13 protein-coding genes are annotated in these 16,187 nt (G+C 54.8%); 8 read left to right on the top strand and 5 right to left on the bottom strand.

Going from position 1 to position 16,187, the window contains the following annotated elements:
- Positions 1 to 21 precede the first annotated feature (21 nt).
- Together rlmG and SPE70_RS22990 are read right to left on the bottom strand one after the other, a co-directional pair.
- A complete protein-coding gene (gene rlmG, locus SPE70_RS22985; RefSeq protein WP_012967193.1) occupies positions 22 to 1,152 on the bottom strand; it encodes a 23S rRNA (guanine(1835)-N(2))-methyltransferase RlmG in 1,131 nt (376 codons plus the stop codon).
- 76 nt (positions 1,153 to 1,228) lie between these two features.
- Positions 1,229 to 2,569, bottom strand: coding sequence for an MFS transporter (locus SPE70_RS22990; protein WP_008806572.1), 1,341 nt, complete (start codon positions 2,567 to 2,569; stop codon positions 1,229 to 1,231).
- A gap of 108 nt (positions 2,570 to 2,677) precedes the next feature.
- Between SPE70_RS22990 and SPE70_RS22995 the strand changes: the two genes are divergently transcribed.
- From SPE70_RS22995 to sstT, 6 genes are all read left to right on the top strand, one after another.
- The gene (locus SPE70_RS22995) at positions 2,678 to 3,544 is read left to right on the top strand and encodes a helix-turn-helix domain-containing protein (RefSeq protein ID WP_012540503.1); all 867 of its coding nucleotides are present in this window, start codon (positions 2,678 to 2,680) and stop codon (positions 3,542 to 3,544) included.
- A 129-nt stretch (positions 3,545 to 3,673) separates the two neighbouring features.
- Positions 3,674 to 5,317 (top strand): glycoside hydrolase family 43 protein, encoded by a 1,644-nt coding sequence (locus tag SPE70_RS23000; protein ID WP_022066319.1) that lies wholly within the window; start codon positions 3,674 to 3,676, stop codon positions 5,315 to 5,317.
- Positions 5,318 to 5,395: 78 nt separating this feature from the next.
- Complete coding sequence (locus SPE70_RS23005) at positions 5,396 to 5,896, top strand: M48 metallopeptidase family protein (protein ID WP_008806575.1); 501 nt, start codon at positions 5,396 to 5,398, stop codon at positions 5,894 to 5,896.
- Positions 5,897 to 5,969: 73 nt separating this feature from the next.
- Positions 5,970 to 6,959, top strand: a complete 990-nt coding sequence (locus tag SPE70_RS23010) for a Gfo/Idh/MocA family protein (RefSeq protein WP_064169988.1) — start codon at positions 5,970 to 5,972, stop codon at positions 6,957 to 6,959.
- 271 nt (positions 6,960 to 7,230) lie between these two features.
- Complete coding sequence (locus SPE70_RS23015; protein WP_004188496.1) at positions 7,231 to 8,202, top strand: TerC family protein; 972 nt, start codon at positions 7,231 to 7,233, stop codon at positions 8,200 to 8,202.
- 231 nt (positions 8,203 to 8,433) lie between these two features.
- Positions 8,434 to 9,681, top strand: a complete 1,248-nt coding sequence (gene sstT / locus SPE70_RS23020; RefSeq protein ID WP_008806578.1) for a serine/threonine transporter SstT — start codon at positions 8,434 to 8,436, stop codon at positions 9,679 to 9,681.
- A gap of 15 nt (positions 9,682 to 9,696) precedes the next feature.
- Here the strand turns inward: sstT and SPE70_RS23025 are convergent, their stop codons facing one another.
- The 3 genes from SPE70_RS23025 to uxaC all read right to left on the bottom strand — a co-directional run bounded on the left by SPE70_RS23025 (position 9,697) and on the right by uxaC (position 13,299).
- Entirely contained in the window at positions 9,697 to 10,251 is a 555-nt protein-coding gene (locus tag SPE70_RS23025; RefSeq protein WP_008806579.1) for a YgjV family protein, read from the bottom strand.
- A 129-nt stretch (positions 10,252 to 10,380) separates the two neighbouring features.
- Positions 10,381 to 11,868: a UxaA family hydrolase gene (locus SPE70_RS23030; RefSeq protein ID WP_064169987.1), complete on the bottom strand. Its 1,488-nt coding sequence runs from the start codon at positions 11,866 to 11,868 to the stop codon at positions 10,381 to 10,383.
- An 18-nt stretch (positions 11,869 to 11,886) separates the two neighbouring features.
- Positions 11,887 to 13,299 (bottom strand): glucuronate isomerase, encoded by a 1,413-nt coding sequence (gene uxaC / locus SPE70_RS23035; RefSeq protein WP_136047531.1) that lies wholly within the window; start codon positions 13,297 to 13,299, stop codon positions 11,887 to 11,889.
- Between the two features lie 482 nt (positions 13,300 to 13,781).
- On the opposite strand from uxaC, the gene SPE70_RS23040 reads away from it, so the two are divergent.
- Positions 13,782 to 15,083: an MFS transporter gene (locus SPE70_RS23040; protein ID WP_008806582.1), complete on the top strand. Its 1,302-nt coding sequence runs from the start codon at positions 13,782 to 13,784 to the stop codon at positions 15,081 to 15,083.
- A gap of 127 nt (positions 15,084 to 15,210) precedes the next feature.
- Entirely contained in the window at positions 15,211 to 15,987 is a 777-nt protein-coding gene (exuR, locus tag SPE70_RS23045; protein ID WP_012967188.1) for a transcriptional regulator ExuR, read from the top strand.
- Positions 15,988 to 16,187 lie beyond the last annotated feature (200 nt).

A 16,187-nucleotide genomic window follows, 5' to 3' on the forward strand; every position in this document is an offset into this window, starting at 1 on the left:
CGGGGGAAACCGCGACAAGAATCAGCGCTGTTTACGCACCTTGGTTGCTTTCAAAATGACAAACTTATTGTTCGTCGCAATCGTCGTGCAATTACCAAAAGCGCGCTTCAGCTTACGGAAGTAATCGAGGTGGCGGTTGCCGACGACGTACAGCTCGCCGCCATATTTCAGGCTGCGGCGGGCATCGTTAAACATCTGCCAGGCAATATGGTCGGTAATCGCGTGCTGCTGATGGAACGGCGGATTACACAGGATCGCCGTAAAGCGATCCGGCTCAATGCCGGAGAGCGAGTTATTGACCATAAATTCACAGCGTGCGATATCGTCCGGCAGGTTGCGCTCGACGTTCAACCGGCTGGAAGCCACCGCCATGTGCGACTCATCGGTGAACATCACGCTGGCGTTTGGGTTTTGCGCCAGCGCCTGCAGGCCAATCACCCCATTGCCGCAGCCGAGATCGGCGATCTCGCCTTCTAGATCAGACGGTAAATGCTGCAGGAAGAAACGCGCGCCGATATCCAGTCCGCTGCGGGCAAAAACGTTGGCGTGGTTATGGATGGTCCACGGCGTGCCGTCCAGCTTCCAGCTGTAGGTTTGCGGCGCATCGGCAAGCTTGGGGGCGGTGAAAACGCAGTGGATCAGACGCGCTTTTTTCCACGCCAGCGAGGTGGTGGTGGTGCCGAGGATTTTTTCAAACAGCGCCAGCGTCGAGTTGTGCACATCACGGGCTTTCGCCGCGGCGATAATGCGGGTTTCCGGCGTGACCACTTCGCGCAGGGCGCGCAGCTGCTGTTCCAGTAGCGCCAGCTGTTTTGGCACCTTAATCAGCACCAGCGCCGGCGCGGCCGGTAGCGGGCTCAGGCTATCCTGAAAGCGCACGCTCTCTTCATCGATACCGTTCATCCGCAGGTTGTGGCGGGTCGCCAGCTCGGAAATAAAGGAGTCGTTGATGCTGACCGGGTTGCGCGCCGCCAGCGCGCAGGCGAGCGCGCCGAAGCCGTCGTTGAAGATGAGCGTCAGGCCGTCGACGTCATTCACCTGTTGCAGCAGATATTCATCCGCCGCTTCCCATGCCTGTAGCGCTTCTTCTTCAGCGTTAGGTGGGAACCGCTCTAATGTGAATAACTCACCGTTTAACTCTGCCTGGCTCATCGCCTCTCCGCCTCCGGAATACTAAAACCCGCGAGTTTATACGCAAACTTCGCCCAGTTGAATAGAGATCGGTCGATTATCTCCCGCTTTCCTGCGCCATATGCGACAGACGTTTATCATCCAGACTGTAGCGATTCATTATCACTATCAACAGCGCCACCAGCACACCCGGGAAGAGAGTGAACAACAATTTAATCATCTGCAGCGCTGAAGCCGATTGCTGCGCGGCGCCGCCGACGTAGTCCCCCCACGCCAGCAGATAACCCACCAGCGCGCCGCCGATGGCAATCCCTAATTTGATTGCAAACAGGTTGGTTGAGAAGACAATTCCGCTGAGCTTCTTGCCGCTGCGCTTTTCTTCCGCATCAATGATATCTGAGAGCATGCTCCACTGTAGCGGTGTTGCCGCCAGCTGAATGATATTGATGATTATCACCAACGTGAAGATGGCGGCGACGTTGCCCGCCGGGACGAAATACATCGCGATTAACAGCACCGCCTCCAGCGCCATTGACAGCTTGAAGCCCTTCACTTTATCGATGTTCTTAAATATGAACGGCGACAGCATGGCTCCCACCACTCCGGAAGCCAGCGTGGTGGTCAGCAACAAGCTGCCAAGATCCGCGCGCCCCATAATGTTATTGACGTAGTAGAGCGTGGTACCGCCTTTGAACAGCACGGCGATCAGGTTCACCACGTTCAGCGTAAATAAAATGCGCCAGTCTTTGTTCGCCAGCAGGGTTTTCAGGTCATCAAGGATGCTGCTCTGATTATTGGCCGTAATGTCTGTAGAGTAGCGCTCTTTAGTCAGGCCAAAACAGATAAAGAACAGCACGATGCTCAAGGCGCCCATCACCATCATGGTGTAGAAATACCCGTTTTGCAGATTGCCTTTCCCCAGCCAGGCTACCAACGGTAGCGCAGTCAGCGACACAATCAGGCCGCCTAAGGTACTTAGCGCAAACCGCCACGACTGCAGCGATACTCGCTCGCGGGAGTCATTGGAAATATTATTAATCATCGCGCAGTACGGGACGTTAATAGCGGTATACACTAACGATAATAAAGTATAAGAAACATAGGCATAAATTAACTTACCGCTATAACCTAAATCCGGGGTATAAAACGTTAAGCAGCACAATACGCCAAACGGAATGGCAAACCATAAAATATAGGGCCGGAATTGACCATATTTAGTGCGGGTTCTATCAGCCACCGCCCCCATTAATACATCGGTCACCGCATCTAATACTCTGACGGCTAAAAACATGGTTCCCATATGCGCGGGGCTTAAACCAAATACGTCAGTATAAAACCAGGCCATGAACAACATCACTGTTTGCCATACTAAATTACAACCGGTGTCGCCTAAGCCATAGCTGAATTTTTCTTTGATACTAATACGGGCAGTATTCATCGCGCCTCCGCAATAAGAGCACTGGTAGATTTGATATGCATACGTTATTGCTAAGGGCAATCCGGTTATGTATAAATTATCCTGTTAAATATAAGAAGAGTGTACCCGATGAGTGACGAATCTCCCGTTTTCGAAAAGATCCCCGTTGGCGCAGGTGAACTCTTTACGCTGCGAGCAGATAACATAAATGATTTCAATGGGATAAATGTAGTTCCACATTTCCATATGATGGACGAACTGATGTGGTTCAGAGAATCAGGGGGAAGCTATTCCATTGGCGACGAAAAATTTACCATTAAAAACAACACGCTGGTATATGTCCCTGCCCTACTCATTCATGAAATGACGCTACCGCCCGCTGCCAGCCACAAGCGTTATCTTATGCAATTCGAAAAAGAGTGGCTGGAAGGATATGATCTGTCGCTACCTGCGGCCCACTGCGGCGCGGTAGTTTATCTTTCCGGCGAGGAGGCTGAGCGCCTTGAGCTGCTGCTGAGCTGGTGCAGTGAGTTCAGCGACTTCTCCGATTCGCTGTTCCGTTCCCTGATGCAAAGCGTACTACTGCATGCTTTTAATCGCCTTAAAGATTCCGTTCCTGTTACCGAACGAACCCATCATCGCTACCTGAGCGAACTTATCGAACTACTACAAGTCATTAATGCCAATGAAAATTTTGAAATGACAACAGAGGAAGCCGCCCGACGCTGTCAGTGGTCAAAATCCTGGTTTTCCCGCACCTTTAAATCCGCCTTTGGCATCAGCTTTAAGAAATTCATGCTGCTGCGCAAACTCAATATCGCTGTCAATCTGCTGACAAACACCGACCTGAAGATCAGCGATATCTCGCAAAGTGCCGGCTTCACTGACAGCGCCTACTTCTGCCTCAAGTTTAAAGAGATGATGAACGATACTCCGCAATCTTTCCGCCACAAAATCAGAAGCACCGATGCCGTAGGCAGTCGGGCGGAGAAATAAATCGTTTTTTGTGAGCAGCATCACCAGATAAGTGGACGTTTATTATATAAATGGAAACAGTCTATATATCTCCTGAGTCATCCTCCACTTAAAATTATTGCTATATTTTGAGCATTAAGGATAAATACGATGATTCAGAATCCTGTCTTTAGAGGTTTTAATCCTGACCCCTGTATATGCCGCCGCGGCGATGATTATTATGTGGCGGTATCATCATTTGAATGGTTTCCCGGACTACCGGTTTATCATTCAAGGGATCTTAAACATTGGCAATTGCTCACCCATGTGCTTACCGATGATAATAACCCAGACTTAAAAAAACTGCCTTCTGCCAAAGGTATTTGGGCCCCAAGCCTGACCTGGTGCGAAGAAGAAAAGCTGTTTTATGTCATTTATGGCGTTATGAATTCAATGAACTCCCGTTATTTTGACGTTGATAATTATCTTATTACCGCCGAGGAGATCACTGGCCCGTGGAGCGCCCCCGTTTATCTCCATTCTGCTGGATTCGATGCCTCAATTTTGCACGACCACGATGGCAGAAAATGGATCGTCTCACTGGAGTGGGAAACTCGCGAAGGCTATGAAAAACCGGGAGCGATCTGCCTGGTGGAATATTCGCCGCAGACGCACAGCGTCATCGGCTACCCGCAGCGCATCTGGCACGGCGGTACCGACCGCGGCTGCATTGAAGCGCCGCATCTGACGAGACGCGGCGACTATTACTACCTGATGGTCGCCGAAGGCGGCACCGGTTACGGGCATTCTGTCACCATGGCCCGCGCCACCGAGGTCGCTGGCCCCTATCAAGGCGATCCGCTCAATCCAATCGTCACATCCTGGCCAGAGAATTTTAACGAACGCAAAGATACAGGCCATCTCAAGCCCCACTATTTCAATCCGGAAACCTACCTGCAAAAGGCCGGGCACGGTAGCTATGTCGAGACCCCAACGGGTGAAGTCTGGCTAACCCACCTTTGCAGTCGTCCGTTTCGCCAGGAGCTACGCTGCCCTCTGGGTCGCGAAACGGCGCTCCAAAGGATGGAATGGAGCGAGGATGGCTGGCTGCGCCTGGCCGCTGGGGGTCATCTCGCACAGCATCAGGTAGAAGGATCCCGTCTGCCGCCGCACCCGTTTCCACCAAAAGCGGACCTTGATGATTTTGATGAGCCAAGGGTGGATAACGCGTTTTATGCGCCGAGGATCCATTTCCAGCGTTTTACCTGCCTGACGCGTAAAGCAGGCTATCTTGCTCTACGCGGTCAGGAGTCGCTGAGCTCGCTCAATAAAGTCAGTCTGCTGGCGAAAAAGCTGACCTCGGTATACGCCAACATCAGTACGAAGATGGATTTTAACCCGGAGATTTATCAGCACAGCGCTGGACTGGTGCTCTATTACGACAACATGAACTATCTGTTTTTACATAAAACCTGGGATGAAACCTCTGGCGCGGCGCAACTGGCTATTATCTACATGGATAACGGTGAGCGTCACGACGATCCACAGAAAATTCGCCTTGCCGAGGGAGAAATCTATCTCGCGATTGCTATTAATGGCCGAGAGGTACAGTGTTCATGGTCTGTCGACGGTGAGCACTATCACCCCATCGGAGCGGTCTACGACACATCGCATTTCTCCGATGAATACAGCCGCTACGGCGAGTTTACCGGGGCGTTTGTCGGCATGGCCTGCGTGGATAGTATGCTGCATCGCAAAGAGGCGCTGTTTGATTTCTTCTGCTACCGGGCGGATGAAGACGCGATAATCGAGTAACGATGCCTTTCTGGCATCCTGTCCGCACAGGGTGCTAGAATCCCCGGCTGTTGTCGCTTAATTACGCAAACGGGCTACATGAGCACATTACCTTATCTCCATGGCTATCCTGAATCGCTGTTGTCGCAGGTGACGACCTTAATCGAGCAAGACCGCCTCGGCGAGGTGCTGCAAAAGCGTTATCCGCAGGGGCATGACGTTAACAGCGATAAAGCGCTGTATCAGTACACCCAGGATCTGAAGGCCCGCTTTCTGCGCGGAGCGGCGCCGATCAACAAAGTGATGTACGACAGTAAAATCCACGTGCTGAACAATGCGCTCGGCCTGCATACCGCGATTTCCCGCGTTCAGGGCGGTAAGCTGAAAGCCAAAGCGGAAATTCGCGTGGCGACGGTGTTTCGCGACGCGCCGGAGGCCTTTCTGCGGATGATCGTGGTCCATGAACTGGCGCATTTGAAAGAGAAAGATCACAACAAAGCCTTTTATCAACTGTGCTGCCATATGGAGCCACAGTACCATCAACTGGAATTCGATACCCGCCTGTGGCTGACGCACCTTTCGTTAAATCGTTCTGCGTAGTGACGCACTGGTTTTGTCATGATGGCATGATAGAGTGACGACAGGTTCCCTTTAATGGAGTTCGTCAACGTTTATGATACGTTTCGCAGTTGTTGGCACAAACTGGATCACTAAGCAGTTTGTCGATGCCGCCCATGAAACCGGCAAATATAAACTTACCGCCATCTACTCCCGCAGCCTCGAACAGGCGCAAGCCTTCGCCAATGACTATCCGGTCGAGCATCTGTTTACCTCGCTCGATGAGCTGGCACAGAGCCCTGACGTTGACGCGGTCTATATTGCCAGCCCGAACTCGCTGCACTTCCCGCAGACCCGGCTGTTCCTGAGCCACAAAAAGCACGTCATTTGCGAAAAGCCGCTGGCATCGAACCTGCAGGAAGTCGAGGCGGCGATAGCGCTGGCGAAAGAAAATAACGTTGTGCTGTTTGAAGCCTTTAAAACCGCCAGTCTGCCTAACTTTCTGCTACTGAAAGAGACGCTCGCTAAAGCGGGCAAACTGCGCAAAGCCTTCATCAACTATTGTCAGTACTCCTCGCGCTATCAGCGCTACCTTGACGGCGAAAACCCCAACACCTTTAACCCGGCGTTCTCTAATGGTTCGATTATGGATATCGGCTTCTATTGCCTGGCGTCCGCTGTGGCGCTGTGGGGCGAACCGCGGGCCGTTCTTGCCACCGCCAGCCTGCTGGACAGCGGCGTAGACGCCCAGGGCACCGTGGTGCTGAGCTATGGCGACTTCGACGTGACGCTGCATCACTCCAAAGTTAGCGATTCCGCGATCCCCAGTGAAATCCAGGGCGAAGACGGCGCGTTAGTGATCGAAAAAATCTCCGAATGCCAGAAGCTGGCGTTTGTGCCGCGCGGCGGTAAAGCCCAGGACCTGACGCAGCCCCAGCACATTAATACTATGCTGTATGAGGCGGAGACCTTTGCGCGCCTGGTGGAGACACAGGATGTTGATCACCCGGGTCTGACCGTGAGCCGTATTACGGCAAAACTGTCGAGCGAAATTCGTCGCCAGACCGGAGTGATCTTCCCGGCCGATACGCAGCCGCTGGCGTAAAAGAGTGTAAAGGCCGGACCGGCCGCCATTGACGAAAACCGCCCTGTGACATATTTTGTTACGTGCAAAGGGGAGTAACTTCCTTGCCGGTTGATCGTCATTACGATGCGTGCAATACCGCATCCGGTCGCCGGGCAATAACCAAAGCCCATCGCGATGTACTTTGGTTGTTGTAAGTGAGACCTTGCCGGAAGGCGAGGTCTATGCATAAAAGCGCAGCGGCTGCCGTCTTCCGACGTCAGCCGTTTTGTTTTTATGTAAGGAATATCAAATGAATACTGTCGGCACGCCGTTGCTATGGGGTGGATTCGCTGTCGTCGTCGCGATCATGTTGGCAATCGATCTGCTGCTTCAGGGACGACGCGGTTCGCATAGCATGACCATGAAGCAGGCCGCGGGCTGGTCAATCCTCTGGGTCACGCTTTCTCTGCTGTTCAACGCCGCCTTCTGGTGGTATCTGGTACAAACCCAGGGCCGGGCCGTCGCTGACCCGCAGGCCTTAGCCTTCCTCACCGGTTATCTGATTGAGAAAGCGCTGGCGGTCGATAACGTCTTCGTCTGGTTGATGCTGTTCAGCTATTTCGCCGTACCGCCTGCTCTGCAGCGCCGGGTACTGGTGTATGGCGTGCTGGGCGCGATTGTTCTGCGTACCATCATGATCTTCGCCGGCAGCTGGCTGATTTCCCAGTTTGACTGGCTGCTGTACGTCTTCGGCGCCTTCCTGCTTTTTACCGGCGTGAAGATGGCGCTGGCGAAAGAAGATGACTCCGGCATCGGCGATAAACCACTGGTGCGCTGGATCCGCAGCCATCTGCGAATGACGGATAAAATCGAGAGCGAGCGCTTCTTCACCCGTAAAAACGGGGTGCTGTTCGCCACGCCGCTGCTGCTGGTGCTGATCCTGGTGGAACTGAGCGATGTGATTTTCGCCGTCGACAGTATCCCGGCGATCTTCGCGGTCACCACCGATCCGTTTATCGTCCTGACCTCAAACCTGTTCGCCATTCTCGGCCTGCGCGCGATGTACTTCCTGCTGGCGGGGGTCGCCGAGCGCTTCTCGATGCTCAAATACGGTCTGTCGGTGATCCTGGTGTTTATTGGCGTGAAGATGCTCATCGTCGACTTCTACCATATCCCGGTCGCCATCTCGCTGGGCGTGGTGGGAGGCATCCTGACCGTCACGCTGCTGATTAACGCCTGGGTCAACAAGCAACACGACAAGCAGCGCAAACTGCCTGAGTAATCTGCACAACGCGCCGTCGGCCATCGCCGACGGCAATCTCTGCTCATGTCACAGTTATGTTACTGCATAGTTAAAAAACAAGATCCAGATTAAAATCACAGCATTTTACGCTTCCCGCCCGCCATTCTTTCCGTATACTCGACTATGCAAACATCTACTTACATCCTGACATAAACGTAACAAATAATACGTGGCTGGGATGGCTTGCTACATCACTGGAAGGAATGAATTATGACCACACGCACTCCCCCATCGGGGTGGATCTCACGCCTGGCGCAAGGCAGCCTGGTGAAACAAATTTTAATCGGTCTGGTGCTTGGCGTGCTGCTGGCGCTGGTCTCTAAGCCAACGGCCATTGCCGTCGGTCTGCTGGGGACCCTGTTCGTCGGCGCGTTAAAGGCGGTGGCGCCGGTGCTGGTATTGATGCTGGTGATGGCCTCCATCGCTAACCATCAGCACGGACAAAAAACCAGTATTCGCCCCATTCTGTTTCTCTATCTGCTGGGCACCTTCAGCGCGGCGCTGACCGCGGTGTTGTTTAGTTTTGTCTTTCCGTCGACTCTGCATTTAACCACCGCCGCCGACAGCATCACGCCGCCGTCGGGGATTGTCGAAGTGCTGCGCGGCCTGCTGATGAGCATGGTATCTAACCCGATCGACGCCCTGCTGAACGCCAACTATATCGGCATTCTGGTGTGGGCGGTGGGGCTGGGCTTCGCCCTGCGTCACGGTAATGACACCACCAAAAACCTGATCAACGATGTCTCCCATGCGGTGACCTTCATCGTCAAAGTGGTGATCCGTTTTGCACCGCTGGGGATCTTCGGTCTGGTCTCTTCCACCCTGGCGACCACCGGTTTCGAGACCCTGTGGGGCTACGCCCAGCTACTGCTGGTGCTGGTCGGCTGTATGCTGCTGGTAGCGCTGGTGATTAACCCGCTGCTGGTGTTCTGGAAAATCCGCCGTAACCCCTATCCGCTGGTGCTGACCTGCCTGCGCGAAAGCGGCGTCTACGCGTTCTTCACCCGCAGCTCCGCCGCCAATATTCCGGTGAATATGGCGCTGTGTGAAAAGCTGAATCTGGATCGCGATACCTATTCGGTCTCCATTCCACTGGGGGCGACCATCAATATGGCGGGCGCGGCGATCACGATCACCGTGCTGACGCTGGCGGCGGTGCATACGCTGAATATTCCGGTGGATCTGCCGACGGCGCTGCTGCTGAGCGTGGTCGCTTCGCTGTGCGCCTGCGGCGCCTCCGGCGTGGCGGGCGGTTCGCTGCTGCTGATCCCGCTGGCCTGTAATATGTTTGGGATCCCGAACGATGTGGCGATGCAGGTGGTTGCCGTCGGCTTTATTATCGGCGTGCTGCAGGATTCCTGCGAAACGGCGCTCAACTCATCAACCGACGCCCTGTTTACCGCCGCGGCCTGCATAGCAGAAGATGACCAGCTGGCGAAAAACGCCCTGCGCAGCTAATGCCTTTCCCCTCCGCTATCGGGCGGAGGGGCTCTCTTCCTGGACTGCGTTTTCAACCTTAAACGGATCGATACCGCGCTTTTGCATCCGGCGGAAGCGAATGATATTCAGCCCGTTGACGATCAGAAAACTGCCTTCAATCAGCGTCCCACCAATCGAACCCAACCACAGATTATGCGTGACCCAGCAGGCGGTGGAGCACCACATCACGCAGCGGACGGTCAGCCCTTTGCAACGAAACAGCGCCCAGGTGCTGGCGACGGTGCCAATGATCGGCAGCAGCTCCATGGCATGCTGCAGTTTGCCCAGGCCGAGGATCAGCGTCAGGAGGATAAAGACGGTCATCACCCACAGGCTACGGGTGCGTAAGGAAATGACCGTACGTAGCGCATTGAGCCCGGCGCTCATTCCGGCCGACCCGGCGCCCATCAGGAAAAAATGGACGCCGATAATAGCGCTATAGACCGCCAGCTGTAGCCTGAAACGGCGTTCATCGCGGTTGATAAAGGTGGTAATGCCGATAAGAAAGGCGATGACGCCGACCCCCTGGGCCAGCCAATACGCGGTCATGAAAGCTCCCTGACTGAAAAAAACAAACGGCGCTTCACTGGCTGAAACGCCGCTGTTACGAGCCCGATGGCGTTACGCTATCAGGCCGATACACGTTCTACGCCCTTGGGCGCCAATGTGAATACCCCTTTACAGGGTAACACCGCTTTTAAAGATGGCCAGTTCGCGGAAGTCATTCTGTTCATTACAGGTCGGTTTACCGTTAGCGAAAGCCACAATGGCATCCACAAACTCCTCCAGCAGCTGCGGCATCGCTTTGCCATGGATCAGCTGCCCGGCATCAAAGTCGATCCAGTGCTTTTTCTTCGCCGCCAGTTCGCTGTTGGTGGCGATCTTCACCGTCGGCACAAAGCCGCCGTACGGCGTGCCGCGTCCGGTGCTAAACAACACCATGTGACAGCCGGCGCCGGCCAGCGCGCTGGTGGCGACCGCATCGTTGCCCGGCGCGCTCAGCAAATTCAGACCATGAACCTTCAGGCGCTCGCCGTAGCGCAGGACATCCACCACCTGGCTGGAACCCGCTTTCTGAGTACAGCCCAGCGACTTATCTTCCAGGGTGGTGATCCCCCCGGCTTTGTTACCCGGGGAAGGGTTTTCGTAAATAGGCTGATCGTGTGCAATAAAGTACTGCTTAAAGTCATTGACCATGGTCACCAGCTTGTCGAAGGTCGCTTCGTCACGGCAGTGACTCATCAGCAGCTGTTCAGCACCGAACATCTCCGGCACTTCGGTCAGCACGGTGGTGCCGCCGTTGGCGATCACATAGTCTGAGAAGCGGCCCAGCATCGGGTTAGCGGTAATGCCCGACAGGCCGTCCGATCCCCCGCACTCGAGACCAAACTTCAGCTCGCTCAATTTACCCGGCTGGCGTTTATCCTGACGCATCACTTCATACAGCTGATGCAGATGCGCAACCCCCGCTTCCACTTCATCGTCCTGGTGCTGGCAAACCATAAAGTGCACACGCTGCGGGTCAAACTCGCCCAGCGTTTCGCGAAAGGCATCCACCTGGTTGTTTTCACAGCCAAGGCCAACCACCAGTACCGCCCCGGCGTTCGGGTGACGAACCATATTTTGCAGCATGGTGCGAGTGTTGATGTGGTCGTCCCCAAGCTGCGAGCAGCCATAGGTGTGGCTGAAGAGATGCACCCCATCGATATCCTCAGCGCCATACGTCTCTTTCAGGAAACGGTTCTGCATTTGTCTGGCCATCGCGTTGACGCAGCCGACGGTCGGCAGGATCCACAGCTCATTGCGCACGCCGACGTCGCCGTTAGCGCGACGATAAATCTGCACTTCACGATCCGCAGGCTGTGGCGGTTGGGCAACCTGGTCCGGTTGATAGCGATACGCGTCAAGGTCGCTGAGATTGGTGCGCGTATTGTGCGCATGAACATGCTCGCCCGGCGCGATATCCGCCAGCGCATGGCCAATCGGCAACCCGTACTTAACGACGTTTTCCCCTTTCGCGATAGCGCGCAGTGCAAACTTGTGGCCACGAACGATATCCTGGCCGAGGGTGACCGAATCCTTATCAATCGTCACCACGCTACCGGCAGCGATATCCGCCAGCGCGACCGCGACGTTATCCTGCGAATGGATTTTAATGTATTGCATATCAACCGACCTCTGGCCTTAGTTCAGTTCAATGGCGAAATAGTCACGCGCATTGTTAAAGCAAATGTTTTTCACCATCTCGCCCAGCAGCGCGATATCCGCAGGCGCTTCGCCGGCAGCCACCCAGCGGCCGATCATCTGGCACAGAATGCGGCGGAAGTATTCGTGGCGCGTGTAGGAGAGGAAGCTGCGGCTGTCGGTCAGCATCCCGACGAAGCGGCTCAGCAGGCCGAGCTGCGCCAGCTGGGTCATCTGCCGCTCCATGCCGTCTTTCTGATCGTTGAACCACCAGCCGGAGCCGAACTGCATCTTGCCTGGCATGCCTTCACCCTGGAAGTTACCGATCATGGTGCCCAGCACTTCGTTATCGCGCGGGTTCAGGCAGTAGAGAATGGTTTTCGGCAGCAGGTTTTCTTCGTTCTGCTTGCTCAGCAGCTTAGACAGCTCTTCCGCCATCGGGCGATCGTTGATCGAATCGAAGCCCACATCCGGGCCTAACAGTTTGAACTGACGCAGGTTGTTGTTACGCAGCGCACCGATATGGTACTGCTGTACCCAACCGCGACGGGCATATTCTGCGCCGAGGAACACCAGCACCGCGGTTTTGAACTGCGCCACTTCGTGTTCGCTGAGGGTCTCGCCAGCCAGACGGCGCGCCAGAATGGCGTCCAGCTCGGCGTCGGTCGCTTCCGCAAACAGCACCACGTCCAGCGCGTGGTCGGAGACCTTGCAGCCGTGTGCGGCAAAGTGGTCCAGACGTTTGGTCAGAGCGCTTTGCAGGTCCGCAAAACGGCGAATATCGGTATCGGACACCTCACCCAGCTTCGCCATGTAGTCATTAAAGGTCGCCTGTTCAATGTTGAATGCTTTATCCGGGCGCCAGCTCGGCAGCACTTTGATATCAAAGGAGGTATCTTTGGCGACAACCGCATGGTGCTCGAGAGAATCAATCGGATCGTCGGTGGTACCGACCATCTTCACATTCATCTGCTTCATGATCCCGCGGGCGGAGAAGGCGTCCTGAGCCAGTAAATCATTGCACTGGTCCCAGATCTCATCGGCGGTGGATGGAGACAACAGCTTACCTGTAATACCAAAAGGGCGACGCAGCTCTAAATGGGTCCAGTGGTATAACGGGTTGCCAATAGTGTGCGGCACCGTTGCCGCCCAGGCGTCAAATTTCTCGCGATCGGACGCATCACCGGTACACAGACGATCCGGTACGCCGTTAGTGCGCATTGCGCGCCATTTGTAGTGATCGCCTTTCAGCCAGATGTCATACAGATTTTTGAAGCGATAGTTTTCGGCAACCTGCTGCGGCGGAAGGTGGCAATGGTAGTCGAAAATCGGCTGATCTTTGGCGTAATCGTGGTACAGACGGCGAGCAAATTCGGTATCGAGTAGAAAATCTTCAGTCATAAACGGTGTCATTCGCGTGTCCTCTTCGCTCCGTAGCGGGAGCCTTTCAGATGATTGACTACAATGCTGACAAAGTTATCACACCAATTTCTACAGACCGAGCTGTTTTTCGTGAGTTAGATCAATAAACGTCGATAAAAAAACGACCGCCTCATTGGAAAACACCCCGGCAGGGCGCGCCATCTCTGGCTTTCCCGGTAAGGGCTAAAGACCACACTAACTTTCCCACTTTTGTGACAGCACTCAACTTTTAAAGTTGTATGACAAGTTATCTTTCTGCCGTCGCAACATATAAACCGACGGAATGCATTACCGGTGTTTATGGCATCGGCTTATACGGAATGGACACCGACTTTCAACATAACAACTGATGGTAAGGTTCGGGCCAGAGGGGGATCCCCCCTCCTGAACCCTCCGTTTCGCTTTCCCGACCGCGTATTGCCGTCAGGAAAGGCCGCACCTGATGCGGAAAGATAACAGACGATGAGGTTTACATGCGTAAAATTAAAGGGTTACGTTGGTACATGATTGCGCTGGTGACGCTAGGCACCGTGCTGGGCTACCTGACCCGTAACACCGTGGCGGCGGCCGCGCCGACGCTGATGGAAGAGTTACACATCTCGACTCAACAGTACTCCTATATCATTGCAGCCTATTCCGCTGCCTACACCGTCATGCAGCCTGTCGCGGGTTACGTACTTGATATTCTCGGGACCAAAATCGGCTATGCCTTCTTTGCTATCGCCTGGGCGATATTCTGCGGCTCAACCGCGCTGGCAGGCAGCTGGGGCGGCCTGGCGCTGGCTCGCGGCGCAGTCGGCGCAGCGGAAGCCGCGATGATCCCTGCCGGGCTGAAAGCCAGTTCTGAATGGTTCCCGGCAAAAGAGCGCTCTATCGCGGTGGGCTACTTCAACGTCGGTTCCTCTATTGGCGCCATGATCGCGCCGCCGTTGGTGGTGTGGGCGATTGTCATGCACAGCTGGCAGATGGCGTTCATCATCTCCGGGGTATTGAGCTTCGCCTGGGCCATCGCCTGGCTTATCTTCTACAAACACCCGCGCGACCAGAAAAAATTATCTGACGAAGAACGCGACTACATCATTGGCGGTCAGGAGTCTCAGCATCAGACCAATAACGCGAAGAAAATGTCGCCGTGGCAGATCCTGCGCAACCGTCAGTTCTGGGGTATCGCCCTGCCGCGCTTCCTCGCCGAGCCGGCCTGGGGGACCTTTAACGCCTGGATCCCGCTGTTCATGTTTAAGGTTTACGGCTTTAACCTGAAAGAGATCGCGATGTTCGCCTGGATGCCGATGCTGTTCGCCGACCTCGGCTGCATCGTGGGCGGTTACCTGCCGCCGCTGTTCCAGCGCTGGTTTGGCGTCAACCTGATCGTGTCGCGTAAAATGGTGGTCACCATGGGCGCCCTGCTGATGATTGGCCCGGGGATGATCGGCCTGTTCACCAGCCCGTACGTGGCGATTGCCCTGCTGTGCATCGGCGGGTTCGCTCACCAGGCGCTGTCCGGGGCGCTGATCACCCTCTCTTCCGACGTCTTTGGCCGTAACGAAGTCGCTACCGCCAACGGTCTGACCGGGATGGCCGCCTGGCTGGCGAGCACCATGTTCGCCCTGGTTGTCGGCGCGCTGGCAGACACCATCGGCTTCAGCCCGCTGTTTGCGGTACTGGCCGTCTTTGACCTGCTGGGCGCGCTGGTTATCTGGACGGTGCTGAAAAACAAACCGGCTGACGATGACTCGACGCCGCTTAGCAGCCGCAAACCCGCCACGCAGAGTTAGATCATGTGCTGATATGACCGCTTATCGAGCCGCCTTCTCAGGCGGCTTTTTCATGCCTGCCAGTGGTGGAAAGCGTGTAAAAGTGGTATAACAAATCGAATATTGTCGCCATCTTGCGGGAGCGAATATGGAAATCATTGAACCACGCCGTCTGTATCAGCAGCTTGCCGCTGAGCTGAAGACGCGCATCGAACAAGGTGTCTACCTTGTAGGGGATAAGCTGCCCGCCGAGCGCTTTATCGCCGATGAAAAAAACGTCAGCCGCACCGTGGTTCGTGAAGCCATTATCATGCTGGAAGTGGAAGGGTATGTCGAAGTCCGCAAAGGGTCGGGTATTCATGTCATCTCCAACCATCCCAAGTACCAGCAGGTGGCCGATGAAAGCCTTGAATTCGCCAACTATGGCCCTTTTGAACTCCTGCAGGCGCGGCAGCTAATTGAAAGCAATATTGCTGAATTCGCGGCGACTCAGGTGACCAAACAGGACATCATGAAGCTGATGGAGATTCAGGAGAAAGCGCGCAACGAGAAGTGTTTCCGCGACTCCGAGTGGGATCTCCAGTTCCACGTCCAGGTGGCGCTGGCCACGCAGAACAGTGCGCTGGCGGCGATCGTGGAAAAAATGTGGACCCAGCGCGTGCATAACCCGTACTGGAAAAAGCTGCATGAGCATATCGACCTGCGCACGGTCGATAACTGGTGCGACGATCACGATCAGATCCTGAAAGCCCTGCTGCGTAAAGATCCCAACGCCGCCAAGCTGGCGATGTGGCAGCATCTGGAAAATACCAAGCAAATGCTGTTTAACGAAACCAGCGATGACTTTGAATTTAATGCCGATCGCTACTTATTTGCCGATAATCCGGTAGTTCATCTCGATACGGCGGCCAACAGCGCGAAATAAGCGCTTATCCTGACGGCGCGCGGCCCCTGCGCGCCTGCCCCCCAGGCCGGCTGGAGTAAGTAAAACATATATAGTGTCAGCCTGTGTAAATCCTCTCGCCTCCCACCGCCGCAATCAGCAAAATCAACGAGCAACACCTTGCAATTTCTCTGACGTAAAGTCAGCTGATTTGTTACAATTAGATGCATTTTGCCGTTCTG

Source organism: Klebsiella sp. ZJOU C1 (assembly GCF_035620215.1).
In the GTDB taxonomy this organism is placed as follows: Bacteria; Pseudomonadota; Gammaproteobacteria; order Enterobacterales; family Enterobacteriaceae; genus Klebsiella; species Klebsiella variicola.

Coding starts and splice junctions, on each gene's coding strand:
- rlmG (WP_012967193.1), bottom strand. CDS start 1,152: ATGAGCCAGGCAGAGTTAAACGGTGAGTTATTCACATTAGAGCGGTTC.
- SPE70_RS22990 (WP_008806572.1), bottom strand. CDS start 2,569: ATGAATACTGCCCGTATTAGTATCAAAGAAAAATTCAGCTATGGCTTA.
- SPE70_RS22995 (WP_012540503.1), top strand. CDS start 2,678: ATGAGTGACGAATCTCCCGTTTTCGAAAAGATCCCCGTTGGCGCAGGT.
- SPE70_RS23000 (WP_022066319.1), top strand. CDS start 3,674: ATGATTCAGAATCCTGTCTTTAGAGGTTTTAATCCTGACCCCTGTATA.
- SPE70_RS23005 (WP_008806575.1), top strand. CDS start 5,396: ATGAGCACATTACCTTATCTCCATGGCTATCCTGAATCGCTGTTGTCG.
- SPE70_RS23010 (WP_064169988.1), top strand. CDS start 5,970: ATGATACGTTTCGCAGTTGTTGGCACAAACTGGATCACTAAGCAGTTT.
- SPE70_RS23015 (WP_004188496.1), top strand. CDS start 7,231: ATGAATACTGTCGGCACGCCGTTGCTATGGGGTGGATTCGCTGTCGTC.
- sstT (WP_008806578.1), top strand. CDS start 8,434: ATGACCACACGCACTCCCCCATCGGGGTGGATCTCACGCCTGGCGCAA.
- SPE70_RS23025 (WP_008806579.1), bottom strand. CDS start 10,251: ATGACCGCGTATTGGCTGGCCCAGGGGGTCGGCGTCATCGCCTTTCTT.
- SPE70_RS23030 (WP_064169987.1), bottom strand. CDS start 11,868: ATGCAATACATTAAAATCCATTCGCAGGATAACGTCGCGGTCGCGCTG.
- uxaC (WP_136047531.1), bottom strand. CDS start 13,299: ATGACACCGTTTATGACTGAAGATTTTCTACTCGATACCGAATTTGCT.
- SPE70_RS23040 (WP_008806582.1), top strand. CDS start 13,782: ATGCGTAAAATTAAAGGGTTACGTTGGTACATGATTGCGCTGGTGACG.
- exuR (WP_012967188.1), top strand. CDS start 15,211: ATGGAAATCATTGAACCACGCCGTCTGTATCAGCAGCTTGCCGCTGAG.